The organism is Paenibacillus sp. EKM211P (assembly GCF_011066175.1).
GTDB classification, from domain to species: Bacteria; Bacillota; Bacilli; order Paenibacillales; family Paenibacillaceae; genus Paenibacillus; species Paenibacillus polymyxa.
In genome coordinates this window covers 110,072-122,895 of the sequence record NZ_JAAMNS010000016.1, presented here as the reverse complement: position 1 = coordinate 122,895, position 12,824 = coordinate 110,072, and the positions used below count along the sequence as shown (strand labels likewise).

Annotated in this window: 10 protein-coding genes; 3 read left to right on the top strand and 7 right to left on the bottom strand. The window is 44.5% G+C overall.

All coding sequences use genetic code 11. From position 1 onward, the window contains the following. The first annotated feature begins 196 nt into the window (after positions 1-196). A complete protein-coding gene (locus G9G57_RS20495) occupies positions 197-925 on the top strand; it encodes a DsbA family oxidoreductase (protein WP_019687392.1) in 729 nt (242 codons plus the stop codon). Between the two features lie 90 nt (positions 926-1,015). Here the strand turns inward: G9G57_RS20495 and G9G57_RS20490 are convergent, their stop codons facing one another. Together G9G57_RS20490 and G9G57_RS20485 are read right to left on the bottom strand one after the other, a co-directional pair. Beyond that, entirely contained in the window at positions 1,016-1,804 is a 789-nt protein-coding gene (locus G9G57_RS20490; RefSeq protein WP_016820742.1) for an SDR family oxidoreductase, read from the bottom strand. A gap of 155 nt (positions 1,805-1,959) precedes the next feature. After that, positions 1,960-2,871, bottom strand: coding sequence for a copper amine oxidase N-terminal domain-containing protein (locus tag G9G57_RS20485; protein ID WP_164965483.1), 912 nt, complete (start codon positions 2,869-2,871; stop codon positions 1,960-1,962). Between the two features lie 240 nt (positions 2,872-3,111). Here G9G57_RS20485 and G9G57_RS20480 point away from each other — a divergent pair, with 240 nt between their 5' ends. Then, positions 3,112-4,029 (top strand): AEC family transporter, encoded by a 918-nt coding sequence (locus G9G57_RS20480; RefSeq protein ID WP_013371415.1) that lies wholly within the window; start codon positions 3,112-3,114, stop codon positions 4,027-4,029. Between the two features lie 284 nt (positions 4,030-4,313). Here the strand turns inward: G9G57_RS20480 and G9G57_RS20475 are convergent, their stop codons facing one another. The 3 genes from G9G57_RS20475 to G9G57_RS20465 form a co-directional block, all read right to left on the bottom strand. Continuing rightward, complete coding sequence (locus G9G57_RS20475; RefSeq protein ID WP_164965482.1) at positions 4,314-7,385, bottom strand: X2-like carbohydrate binding domain-containing protein; 3,072 nt, start codon at positions 7,383-7,385, stop codon at positions 4,314-4,316. Between the two features lie 465 nt (positions 7,386-7,850). Continuing rightward, on the bottom strand, positions 7,851-9,023 hold the full coding sequence (locus G9G57_RS20470; protein WP_103042461.1) for a M20 metallopeptidase family protein: 1,173 nt from the start codon (positions 9,021-9,023) through the stop codon (positions 7,851-7,853). 228 nt (positions 9,024-9,251) lie between these two features. Beyond that, positions 9,252-9,761 carry a GNAT family N-acetyltransferase gene (locus tag G9G57_RS20465; RefSeq protein ID WP_017427739.1) on the bottom strand — a complete coding sequence of 170 codons (510 nt, stop codon included), beginning with the start codon at positions 9,759-9,761 and terminating at the stop codon, positions 9,252-9,254. A 109-nt stretch (positions 9,762-9,870) separates the two neighbouring features. Between G9G57_RS20465 and xerS the strand changes: the two genes are divergently transcribed. Further along, positions 9,871-10,971 carry a tyrosine recombinase XerS gene (xerS, locus tag G9G57_RS20460; protein ID WP_017427738.1) on the top strand — a complete coding sequence of 367 codons (1,101 nt, stop codon included), beginning with the start codon at positions 9,871-9,873 and terminating at the stop codon, positions 10,969-10,971. Positions 10,972-10,979: 8 nt separating this feature from the next. Here xerS and mobB read toward each other — a convergent pair whose 3' ends face one another. Together mobB and G9G57_RS20450 are read right to left on the bottom strand one after the other, a co-directional pair. After that, complete coding sequence (mobB, locus tag G9G57_RS20455; RefSeq protein ID WP_103042462.1) at positions 10,980-11,531, bottom strand: molybdopterin-guanine dinucleotide biosynthesis protein B; 552 nt, start codon at positions 11,529-11,531, stop codon at positions 10,980-10,982. Beyond that, positions 11,528-12,805, bottom strand: coding sequence for a molybdopterin molybdotransferase MoeA (locus G9G57_RS20450; RefSeq protein WP_103042463.1), 1,278 nt, complete (start codon positions 12,803-12,805; stop codon positions 11,528-11,530). Before G9G57_RS20450 ends, mobB begins: the two co-directional genes overlap by 4 nt. Positions 12,806-12,824: the final 19 nt, after the last annotated feature.

Sequence of the window (12,824 nt, the reverse complement as noted above, 5' to 3'; positions counted from 1 at the left end):
CTCCAATTGTGTAACCGGTTACAGATATAAAATATCATAGCATTTATTTTTTGACAAGCATTAATTATTTGCACGTCGAAAGCATTAGCCGTATAATTCTTTTTGTAACTGGTGAAGTTTCACCTTTCACTTACACTAAAGTAGGCAGATTCACTCTCAGTTGCTTAATAAAATATATATATGGAGGCATTTCCTGATGAATATCGAAGTTTGGTCTGATTATATGTGTCCGTTCTGTTATATTGGCAAACGCCGTTTGGAGCAAGTCTTGCAGCAGTTCCCACATCGCGATGAGGTTCAATTGACATTCAAGAGTTTTGAATTAAATCCGAATGCTGTGAAAGATAGTGGTAAGACGATTAATGAGGAACTATCAGCAAAATATGGCGTTAGTCTGCAAGAGGCTCATGCCATGAATGATCGCATGACCGAAAACGCACGTTCTACAGGTCTGGAGTACAATATTCATGCCATGGTGCCGACAAACTCTTTCGATGCTCACCGTCTAACGCATTGGGCTCACACACAAGGCAAAATGCTGGAATTGAGCGAGCGTTTATTTCAGGCTGTCTTCATGGAAGGCAAGCATACTGGGGATCATGAAGTACTGGCAGCGTTGGCAGCCGAAGTTGGTTTGGATCATAACGAAGCCGCTGCCATATTAGCCGGTGACCGCTTTACCGACGAAGTTAGAGCTGATGAAACTGAAGGTGCTAAGTTAGGCGTTCAGGGTGTTCCATTCTTTGTATTTGATCGAAAATTTGCTGTTTCTGGTGCTCAGCCTGAGGAGGTATTTCACGATGCGCTTCAAAAAGCATGGGATGAACGTTCTCCTTTCACTATGATTAGCGGCAGCTCGTCCAAACAGGATGCAGCTGGTGTATGTACCGATGACGGGTGCGAACTTCCAAGCCGCGAGAGCTGATCAGCCAATGAACTAAACCTCTCTTTAGATAACTTATGAAAAAGCGTGCCAGCAGCAATTAAGCCTGATGCGGCACGCTTCTTTAATTTTTTATAATGATTTAATCATTCCGCCATCCACAAGAATGGTGCTGCCGGTCAAATAGGATGAAGCCGATGACGCCAGAAAAGCAACGACTTTACCGAACTCTTCAGGCTCACCGTACCGTCCTAACGGAATGCCCTCTTCTGCTTGTTTGCGAACTTGATCCGTCGTTTGGTGGGATTTTTCGGCTCGATGCTCGTCCAAGCTACGTACGCGATCGGTTGCAATTCTCCCTGGTGCTACAGTATGTACCAGAATATTATATGGGGCTAATTCCATGGACAATGTTTTCGCCAATCCGGCAACTCCAGTACGTAGTGTATTGGAAATAATCAGGCCCGGAATCGGCTGCTTCACTGATGATGAGGCGATATTTAAAATTCTACCGCTTTGTTGTTTTTTCATATAGGGTAACGCCTCACGGATCAACCGGATATGACTAAGTAAATTTTGCTCAAAGGCCTGCATCCATACTTCGTCTGTAAAATCATCAAAGGTGCCCGCAGGAGGGCCGCCCGCATTGTTAACCAAAATATCGACGGTGCCAAACCAATCAACTGTACGGCGAATGGCCTGGGAGATATGTTCAGGTTTGGTTACATCACAAACTACATATTCAACGCGACCACTCGCTGTTTCCTGTAATTCGGCCTGAGTCCGCTGAAGCTCTGCTTCATTTCGTCCAGAAATAACAACATTCGCACCCTCACGTGCCAGCTCCCTTGCGCTTGCCTTGCCGAGTCCTTTACTGGAACCTGCAACAAAGGCTGCTTTCCCCGTTAATCCTAAATCCATCTATGACACTCCCTTTTCTCAGTGTTCTTTAATTGTACACATGACCAGCACATAATGCTAATAGCTAGGTACAAAGTAGCAAGGCAACACAAAAAAGGACCTGACATTTAGTCAGGCGCCCTTTCTGTTATACACTATTTTCTTAGTTTATAGCACTATAATGCTTCAGATATTGTTGACTGCTCATATACAACAACGGACTGGCTCTCAGGCTCCCATTTAACATTTGCTCCCAAAGCCTCTCCGATTACCCTTACAGGTACCATTGTAGTTCCATCCACTATGGATGCTGGCTGCTCGATAGAATACGGCTGGCCGTTAATATATGCTTTGGCGCTATTCACGAATAATTTGACGGACACGCCGTTGCGACTGACAGTAACAGCCTTTTCTTTCGGATCCCAGGAAACTTTGGCATTAAGGGCTTCGGAAGCTGTTCTAAACGGGACAAGTGTGGTGCCATTGCGGTTAATCGGTTCGGCATCATATTTTTCACCATTCACGAACAGCTTCATACCTGATGACCTTCCAGCCTTCCTTGAGAATACATCCAGCTTTTTGTAGCTATCCAGATTGGACACATCAGCCAATACTGCCTCCTCCTGCATGTAAACGGCATCTGTTACATTTCCGTTTTCATCCAGTAGCTCAGCAGCCTTAGTTAATGCTTTGTCAGAATTTCGGATCAATTCAAGTTCAGTTACCTGCTCCGGGGTCAAACGTTCCGGGTATTTTGTAAGCAGCAGATTCGCAATAACCGCTCCTGCCGGCTTATCTTTTGTATTTTCTACTGCTTGTAGCAGACCGTTATATCCGTTGTGTCCCTTGCGACCTTTTTGGTCCTTGGACTCCCCGTATGTATCATCCGTTACTGCAACAGGGGTGTTCTTTTTGATTTCGTCGTGTTTATCTTTTTTGCTGCTCTTTTCATTCCGGTCTTTATCAGACGCCTTTGCTTCCTGTTTGTTCTCCTGACCATTTCCGCGCCCCTGTTTGGCTTCGGCTGTTCCTGCTGCCAGTCCCAAGACCAGTATACACGCTAATAATGCTGTCCAAGTGTTTCTCATGATGCGCTTCCTCCTTATAGTAAAAGACCAGGTTTAAATGTAACCTACATATATTAACGGCTACTATAAGCTAAATATGAAGCCCTTTTTTACTAGTGTTGCATTTGCAGGGACTGATGGCTAATCCAATATAATAAATTTTATTATGCGTGAACCTATTTCCACAGTATAATGGGAAATGCACGTGTATTTTAAGGGTTAACGTTTACATTCGCATAATAGAAAGAAGTGGAGACAGACATGTTCGGCACCATTCTTTTAGACGTTGTTTTACCTATTTTTGTCCTTATCGGTTTTGGCTGTATCATGCAATATTATTTTCGATTGGATTTGTATACCCTAGCTAAAATTAATTTTTATTATATCACCCCTGCAGTTGTGTTTACCGGTCTTTATAACTCTGAAATTTCTTTAATTCTCATGGGTGAGGTTTCACTTTTTTATGCCCTGTACATAGCTATTCTGTACGTAATCAGTACTACCGTTGCCAGATCTCTGAAATACAGCCCCGGAATGCGTGGAGCTTTTACAAACAGTGTCATGCTAGATAATTCAGGGAATTATGGTCTACCAATTAATCAGTTGGTGTTTAAAGGTGATCCGCTGGCTATTTCTGTCCAAGCTCTGATTATGACTTTTCAAAGCTTTGTTACATTTACATATGGTACTTTTGTTGTACAGAACGGTAAGGCCAATACACGAAAAATTTTAATTAATTTTTTGAAAATGCCTGTCCCCTACGCGCTTGTGCTGGGCCTGCTCCTGAATCTACTGCACAGTCCATTGCCTAATTTGCTGGCTGAGCCTCTAAATTATATTAGCCATTCGATGGTCGCAGTGGCTCTGCTTACTTTGGGAGCACAAATTGTGCAGTATCCTTTTCATTTGCGCCGGACAGCCGTGTATATCAGTATGGTATTACGCCTGATTGCAGGTCCAATAGTTGGCTTTATGCTCGTGTTTTTCCTAGGTCTTAAGGGGATTCCCGCTCAAGCATTGCTCATTGCATCAGGTATGCCTACTGGTGTTAACACGAGTATTTTGGCGGAAGAATATAAAAATGAACCTGACTTTGCGGCACAAACAGTATTACTTTCTACGATTGTGAATGTCATTACGATGACCTTATTAATTTCAATATCCCGTCATCTTACTTGAGGTGTATGATAAATATAAAACTTGATTTGTAACGCTTTTTGTCTGAGGACAGAAGCGTTTCTTTTTCGATTAAAATAGGAACACACGTTCGTGATTGTACCCCTTTTTCTGTTTATAGTGGTGTGTTTGTTTGATGATGATGGTATGCGAGAAGGAATCTTTTTCTATTATGAATTTTTCATATAGTGAAATAGTTATGTGTTTGAATTTAAACCTCTGATTCCTCCAAAAATAAAGCCAGCTCGCTCATTAGAGTGGCTGACTTAAGATTATTTTATGAAGATTTAAGGCTCAATTCCCCATTGCTTGATCCCAGACAGGTAAGCGGTTATTTTAGTGGAATCTTGTAAGCTATTTGCTGTGGGATTAAAGGAATAATCATCAGTTTGTGTATAATTGCTCCAATCCGCTTTGGATATCCGGGTTTGTAGCTCAACACTCTGACCAGGCTCTAAAGAACCTGCTGCCGACTTAAAACCAATTTCTGCATAAGAATCTGCACCTTGCTTTGCATCGGTTAATGTTCTGAAGTTAGCAATGACATTCTCTGTACCGATGCTAGACCAATCCGTAAAGAAGTTTTGTGATTTCTCCCCGTTAACGGTGTAATAATAACGCAATGTCACGTCTGCTAGGGAAACGGGTGAGCTTCCTGAATTGGTTATTTTAAACTTGGAACTGATCGTATTACTTGTTGCAGATACATTCCCATTGAAGGATTGCACCTTCAGAGCACCCTCGCCTGTTCCCGGCTCACTTGGCGTATCCCCTTTCACCGTAATCGTGAACAACGCATCATTGCCTGTACTAAAATGGAAGTTGAGCGTTGTCTCTCCTTTAGGAAGTTTAGATAAATACTTGTTGGTAAGAATAACTGTTTCTTCACTAACCGTATAATCTTCACCTTTGTTCAGTGCCACACTCCCCTGCTTGATCGCTTCTAGTGTATTACCGTTAAGAGTAAGCTTGACAGTAATATCGGTATTACTGTTAGCCACTTCATAGGTTGCAGCCGTCGGCGTAATACTTGCTTGCCCGGTAGATGGCTGATCACCACTCACACGATCTGCCACCAGAATGCCACGGCCATTCGTTCCGAGATAAGCACGTCCGTAAACCCGAGGATCCCCAATAATGGTGGTCACACGAGCATATTGATGCTTATCATCATTAATGCGTACCCAGTTTGTGCCAGCATCGTCCGAGCGATAAAATCCACGTGTACCGTCAATTTTACCAACGATAAACACTGCTGCATTGGTGCGATTGGGTGCTGCTTTGCCAAAGCCTACAAAATCCGCCTCCTGCACATGAGCAAGCTTGGTGAATGTAACACCTGAATCCTTGGAATGCCATAAGCCGTATGGCCCTCCGTCCTCGGAGCCTCCAGCAAACCACACATCTCCTTCCGCTCCTCGTACAGCACCAATATCTGCATTACCTACACTTGGCAAACCAGTAACTGTGGATGGTGTGAAGGATGCGCCTCCATCAACACTTACATATATTTTCCCAGCAGCAAACGCGTAGTATTTGTTAGGGTTTACTCGGTCAGAGGCGATCTTTGCATTAGCTGGAACTCCCGTGCTTGCTGTCCATGAGTTTCCTCCGGTTTTGGAATAAAATACACCTTTGTCCGATGTACTCCACAGCAATCCATTACCATTTGCCGCTACAGCGATGCTGCCTCCTCCTGCTGTACTGGAAGGCTCGCTATTAGCTTTGTACCAGTTCGCTCCGCCATCATTGGATAATCCGATAGATTTGGCGTTTGGATCTTTTTTATAGTCCGCTTTACCTACCCGAGCCATAAAAGAAGGGCTTAACTCGGCATAATCAATGCTTTCGCTGCTTGTAAAGGTTGGATTATCCAGCATTTTAGCAGGAGCCTTGAACAGGTCATCATGTCTGAATCCGGAGACATCACCCACTGCACTCACCAGAGGAGCTCCAGTTGGAGGGCTCACCAAATCCAAAATCGCCGTTTCTTCTACCCCTTTAGCCGCTACCGAAATGTCCAGCTTACCTCCCTTGTCCCAATTGGTCAGATTTTTAGAGCCATAAATCGTAGCTCCTGTGCCGTACAGCATATGATCTGAATTAAATGGATCTATTTCCAGATCTCCAATCATCCAGCCCAGCTTGGGCGATACTTCCGGCGGTGCAGGATTGGCATTGAAAGTCAGCCAAGGCGCACCGGATATATCCAGATTGTACTTCAGCTTACGAGCTGGATAACCATCAAATTCCCAAATAGGGCTCCAGGTTGCCCCACTATCAGTACTGCGGTAAATCGTTTCATCCGGCCACCAGGCATTCAACGTTGCAACCATAAGTGTACCTGGCTTCTGGGCGTCCACTGTCAGTCCACCATATCCAAAATGATTGTCTGCGCTGCTGCTGGCAACGGGGCTAATGTTAGTCCACTGTCCACTGGCTGTATTCAGTTTCCACAGCTCACCCTTTGTTCCATCATACGGTCCAGCTCCATCGCTGTAAGAAATATACAGGTCGCCATCTGGCGATAAAACGCCGTGATGTGGCAAATAGCCTGTAGGCTGGCCCGCTATAGCAGACCAGGTTGTCCCGCCATCAGTACTGCGATAGACACTTTGCTTTTTATCTGCGACACCCACATAGATGGTCTGTGTTGCTTTACTGGAAGAGCCCGTTTTTTTGTCAAAAGTGATCCAGGCTAAACCGACAATATCACTGGTGTATTCATTGGAAGGGTCCTGTACATACCTCCCCGGATTCGGAAAACTACTCACCTTGCTCCAGGTCGCCCCGTAATCGGAGCTTTTCCACAATCCATTACCACTTCGAGCTCCGAAGAATAATATATTGTTTTTATTCGGATCAATTGCCAGACGTTCACCCATTGAGCGTCCCGGCATATTGCCTCCTACCTTAAAGGGAAGCTTTGTAGTTTGCCACGTATTCCCCTTGTCGGTAGAGCGCATAATTTGCCCGTTTTGTTTATCCCAGGAATTAGTATACGTGCCTGTAGCTATATATACACGATTCGGATCCACAGGGTCGGTGGCTAGTGCATCGACACCATTTTTGTTCCAATTCTCCCAGCCCACAGAATCCGTCAGCGGAATCCAGCTTTCACTCGCAGGATTCCAGCGGTAAGCTCCTCCAATATCTGTACGGGCATAGATCAGATCTTTTTCCGTTTCATTAAAAATAATACCAGGTACAAAACCACCTCCACCGCCTGTAACGACACTTTTCCAAGTATAATCGTCACTTGGAGCAGCATGGGTGGGTGCTATCATGCCTGTCCAGGAAGCACCCGCTACTATAAGCGCCAAACATACAATTCTCAACCTGCTTTTTGCCTTAGTCAATGAATTCAACCTCCTTCTCCGTAATCATTTAAAAATGCAAGTCATTTCGAGCTAAAAGTAAGCAGTCAATTGCGGATTCGTTCCTATCGTTATTATTCCATTCATCAATCAAACAAGCGTTCTCTCAAGCTCACCTCCAGTAATCCAATAGATTTGCAATCTTTTTTGTTAGCGCTTACATCGGTGTCTGCTCAAAAGATTCGTCATCTTTTTCTCATTTCCTTGTGTGAAAAATCAAGATAATGTAATAGTATCTTCTGCTTGATAACTTGTAATAAAAGAGTTGGCTTCCACTTACAGTTGATACCTCTTATAAATTACTAATATGAATTTTTCATATAATGAATTATTTTCTTTAAATTTCATTCGAACGAGGTACCAAAATACTTTGATTTACAGCAAAAAACCGCGCTATGCGCGGTTCGGGCTTCCGTAATGCTATGGCTATTCATTAATAGGTTGAAATTACTGCAAATATTCAAGCGCCAGCGCTAAAAAAATATGTCCTGAGATGAGTAACGCACGCTCATCAAAATCAAAGCGAGGATGGTGGTGAGCAAAATGGGTTCGTTCATCCTCATTACGAGCGCCCACAATAATAAAAGCTCCAGGTCGTTGTTCTAGATAATAGGCAAAATCCTCTGCTCCCATGGCCGGTTTTAAGTCCATAAAAGCATCTACTCCATACAGCCTACTGACTAGCTCACGTACCCGTTCTGTTTCGGCCTCGGCATTCACCAGAGCAGGATAACCATTCAAATAATCAATTTCGTATCCCGCATGATAAGCATCCGTTAGACCTTTTACGATACTACGAATTTCGTTTTCGACTTCCTTGCGTATATCCTTATTAAACGTACGTACGGTCCCTTCAATTTTGGCTTTATCTGCAATTACATTAAAGGCAGTTCCTGCTTGAAATACCCCAATCGTTAACACTGCTGATTCCGTAGGGTCCACTCTGCGACTCACGACCTGTTGTAGTCCGTTCACAATTTGACTTCCAATAACAATGGAATCCACTGTCTGATGCGGTCTGGCGCCATGTCCGCCCTTGCCGTTGATTTCAATTGAAAAGGCATCGGCAGCAGCCATTGCCGGCCCACTCTTTAAGCCGATTTTGCCCAGTGGAATTTCCGAGGAAAGGTGAATACCATATACTGCTTCCACCCCATCCAGACAACCATCCTCAATCATGAATTTGGCTCCGCCAGGCGGTTTTTCTTCGGCATGTTGAAAAATAAACACAAGCTTTCCCTTCAGTGTCTCACGGTGATGGCTTAACACTCGTGCCACTCCTAGCAACGCAGCTGTATGACCATCATGTCCACAAGCATGCATAACACCGGGAACGGTCGATTTATAAGGCGCATCCTTTTCATCCTGAATAGGAAGTGCATCAAAATCAGCACGAAATGCAATCGTTCTACCTGGCTGCCCGCCTTCTAAAAAACCGAGCACACCGTTTCCACCGACATTCGTTCTTACTTCAATACCAAAAGAGCGTAATTGGTCTGCAATAAATGCAGATGTATTCGTTTCCTCAAAAGAAATCTCTGGATGCTGATGCAAATATCTTCTCCACGCAATCAGTTCTTGTTCACCATCTTTTAGTTCCTGAACCCATTTCTCCAGCATATTACCCTCTTTTCCTATTGAATTTATATACTTCTATCCTTATCTTACCATAAATGATTCCAATAAGTTATATATGAATTACCAAATAACTGTATACCTGCGTTTTTACCAATGTCAATGCAAGTTCTAATTGGAACGATCCATGAACAGAAGGCTTGAAATGACAACAAAAAAGCCGACAAAATATTCTCCTCGGCTTTTTTCTGGTGGTTTTCTATTATGAATTTTTCATGTATTGAAAAACTGACTTATATTCCCTCGTACTGGATGTGTTTGCTCCCTATACTCACCATTCGTATAGCTTCCAATGACCTTGCGCCAAAAGGATTGGGCTGGTCTATTCGTGCTCATCTGAGTCACCTTCCATCGCCCATTAAAACGTCCAAACAGCTCATGAGCCGCCCAAGTGCCCACGCCATTGTGTCGATAAGGACGAAGTACAAAGAACTCAGCCATGTAATAGTCAGCTTCTCGATTGCTAGACATTCGGTCAACGAGTGCAAAGCCCACAGGAATATCCTGTCTCCAGATCAAAAAAGGCAGCTTTTGTTCGCCGCTCGTCCAGTATTGATACAAGTCTGGATAAGCCGGGAATGTCCCCTTCTCAGTGACATCAATTCGCAGATAGGCTGTAAAATCGTATAAGTAAAATTGCATGAGCTGGACAATAATGTCCTTCTGCGACTCTGGTACACTCTTTATGGACAGCTTCAATTCTGATTTGATATTATATCCCATACTTTCACCTCTCTTGGCGGTCAGCTTGTTCTTTACTTTGATTACTCCCATCCAGTGCTGTTCAAAATATGCTAAAATACATGTATTATGACCGGACGAGGTGAACCCTATGAACATACAAAAGATCATCGACCGGCGCAAACTGGATGAAAAGTTGCCGGATTTGCCATGGTACGTACAGCAATTTATGGATTACAAGCTTCCCGACCTATCCCCCTCTACTTTGCTGGAATATGTGCGGGATTACGAAGCTTTTTTTTCATGGCTTCGCTCGGAAGGCTTGTCTGCCGGTGAAACGAATGCCCAAGTTACACTGGAAGAATTAGAGACACTCCATATGGATAGCATTACAGGTTTTCGTTTGTTCCTGTCTACCAAACGCGAAGGCTCCAATTCCCGTATCACCATTTCACGTAAGCTATCGTCCTTGCGTTCACTCTTTCATTATTTGAGCCAAATCGCTGAGGATGAAAACTTTTATCCGTTGCTCAAGCGCAATATTATGGCCAAAGTCGAAATTAAGCGCGTACATAAACCCAAGGATACGGCCGCCAAGCTCAAAGGAAAAATACTGGAAGAGGAAGAACTGCTTGAATTTATCGGCTATATTTATGAAGGCTATGGACAAGATTTGGCTGATAACAAGCAAGCCCTATACTCCTATGAATTGAACAAGGAGCGAGATGCCTGTATCGCAAGTCTTATTCTGAACTCGGGACTGCGTGTATCCGAAATCGTCAACTTGAACATGGACGATCTCGATATAAACAATAAATTGCTGTATGTGTACCGTAAAGGAAATAACGATGAAACTTTTAAAACGCCAGTATATTTCCGCGAGCAATCCAAAGATGATCTCGCACTTTATTTATCCTTAAGACATACCCGTTATCGCGCTCCAAAAAAAGAAAAAGCTCTTTTTGTCGCGCGACCCAACGGCAGTGCTGAGGGCAAACGGATGACTAAAAGAGCGATTCAAGCAATGATCATCAAATACGCCAAGCGGTTCGGCAAGCCCTATTTGACCGTTCACAAGCTCCGTCATTCCTTTGCTACTGACTATTATTTACAAAATGATATTTACAAAACCAAGGAACAGCTGGGTCACGCTTCGACAGAAACAACGGAAGTCTATGCCCACCTGACTGACAAAACGATGTCTCAGGCGATCGAACGACGGATAGAGACTCAGACTGACTCCGCTAATTAGTGGCCCTCTCATCCCTGCTCTGTCTGGAATCCCATTTTGTGCCTCTGAATCTGTTCGAGTAGCCAGCAGCCTGCCGGTTCGCTGGCATCGGCAGGAAATATTTGCACCGTTTTTTCATCTGAGTAGTAGTCCTGAGCCCAATCCATGTGGTACTCCCAAACTACTACTCCCTGTACATTTGTCAGTTCCTGAACAAGCTGCGCATCCGATTGTTCCCGCACCATGATCAGCTTCGGATATTTTTCCTGCTTGAAACCTTCCAGCAACACACAGTCATAGGCCTGAAAATGCCGGATGAGTCCGATCACAGGCCGACTATGTTCCTCTAAAATGGCAGTTCTTCCTGCCGAAACAATCGCTACGCCTTCGGCACCCGCCTGTCGGTGCTTGTACGTATCTGTCCCCTCATGATCCATCTCAAATTCATGACCATCATGCTTGATCACAGCTACACGCAGTCCTGACTGCTGCGCATAACGAATCAAACCTCCGAGGAAGGTTGTTTTTCCTGTATTTTTGAATCCGACGATTTGACATACAAATGGATATTTCGTTTTCACGTCACCTGTCCGCCTTGAAGCACCAGTACGTGCACCTCTTCACCTTCGTGCAAGCCTTCTGTTGTGGGAGGAACTACGATCAGACAATCGCTGTCCTTAATCGTAACCATAGCACTGGATTCATCTACTCGCGCAGGAATCGCATATACTTGCCCACTACGTATCTCCAGAGAACTGCGTACAAAGCGGGTATAGTTGTTTACCTTCGTATAATCTGCTCCTAGCTTCGCCGTCCAGGTTTGCAAATACGGATGTGCCGAAGATAACATCATTTGAATAGTTGGTCGTACAAACAGCTCACAGCCTACAAAGCATGCACCGGGATTGCCAGAGAGCGCAAATAACAGCTTACCGTCTATCACTGCGGCTGTGGTTACACTACCTGGACGCATCGTAACCTTGTTGAACAGCATATTCACATCTTTCTGTCGTACGAGGTCACCCATAATATCAAAATCACCCACCGACACTCCACCACTCGTAACCACAATATCATAGGCAGCTATCGCTTCTCGGACAGAAGCACGAGCAAGGTTCAAATCATCATGAATGGCTTGCAGAATGAACGGCTCTCCTCCTGCCTCTCTAATTTGAGAAGCCAGCATATATGTATTACTGTTTCGAATTTTCCCCGGTTGTAACGGCTCATCCACTGCGAGCAATTCTGATCCAGTGGAAAAGACAGCCACCCTCGGCTTCTTGTAAACAGGCACCCGATGTACACCAAAAGTAGCCAGTACCGAGACATGCCCCGCTCCCACGCAAGTTCCCTTACTGAGCAAAAGCTGACCTTCCTTAATCTCATGACCAATTTGTGTCACATTTTTGCCAACTTCCATACGCTTCTTCAAGCCAACATATGTCTGTCCATTTTCCTCACGCAGCTGTGTCGCCTCCAGCATCACCACCGTGTCCGCTCCTTCAGGTAGTTGTGCTCCTGTCATGATGCGGACTGCCATTCCCGTCTCCACCCGCTTGTCCGATACGGTGCCACAAGGAATTTCATCAATCACGTGTAGCCAGATTTCCTGACCGGTCGAACAGACTTCAGTGTCCGAGGCAAGGATCGCATAGCCGTCCATACCAGAACGACGAAAGCGGGGATACGGATGTGGCGCAGTCAAATCCATCGCCAGATAGCGACCATGTGCTTGCTCGAGCCCTACGTCCTCCCTTTCACCCTGTTGAACATAGCTAGCTATCCTGCTTTGTGCTTCTTCCACCTTAACTGCTTTACGTTGGAATTTTTCTGTGTTTAATGGCGTCTGTTTCATGTTCTCACTCCGTTCTTCT